We start from the raw sequence: 683 nt of genomic DNA on the forward strand, positions 1-683 counted from the left end.
GTCCTGCCCGTCCATGCCGCCGGCGCCCGCTTACCGGTGGGATGCCACCACCGGAGCGGCAGCGGCGGCCGGCGCGCGCTCGGCATCGGCGGTGGTCGGCATGGTGCCGGACTTGGCCAGTTGTTCCGGATCGACATTCGCCGCCGGGATGAACACGCTGGGCAGCACCTTGTTCAACTGGTCCGCCACCTGGCTGGTGATATCCAGCCCGTCCTGGCTCAGCGCCACCTGCTCGCGATGCAGCACCAGGTTCATTCCCCGGCTGGCCGCGACCTGGCGGATGATCTGCACCAGTTCGCGCTCGATCTGGTTCAGCGAAACCTGGGCGGCTTCCTGGATGATGCGGTTGCGATTGCGGAAATCGCGCTGGGCGGAGATCACCCGCTGCTGCAGGCGGCGCTCGCGCTGCTGGATCTGGTCCGAGGCCAGGTTCTTGGCTTCGGCCTGCAGCTTCTGCTGCTCGTCGCGCCAGCCGGCCTGCTCTTTCTGCGCGTCGCGCGCCAGTTCGTCGCGGCGGGCTCCCAGGACTTTCTCGGCCTGTTGGGCGGCGCTGGACAGACGCATCACCTCGGGCACGCTGATCACCCCGATGACCGGCACCGGCGGGGTGACGCCGCGCGGAATGTCCGGCGAGGCCGGAACCGGCGGCATCGGCAGCACGGGCGGCGTCTGGGACTGCGCGT

Annotated in this window: 1 protein-coding gene; it reads right to left on the bottom strand. The window is 69.8% G+C overall.

Annotated features, from left to right (window positions below):
• Positions 1-30: 30 nt before the first annotated feature.
• A partial coding sequence (locus HUK84_RS21590) for an OmpH family outer membrane protein (RefSeq protein ID WP_176641970.1) occupies positions 31-683 on the bottom strand: 653 nt, incomplete at its 5' end.

Source organism: Nguyenibacter vanlangensis (assembly GCF_013376155.1).
Classification (GTDB): domain Bacteria; phylum Pseudomonadota; class Alphaproteobacteria; order Acetobacterales; family Acetobacteraceae; genus Gluconacetobacter; species Gluconacetobacter vanlangensis.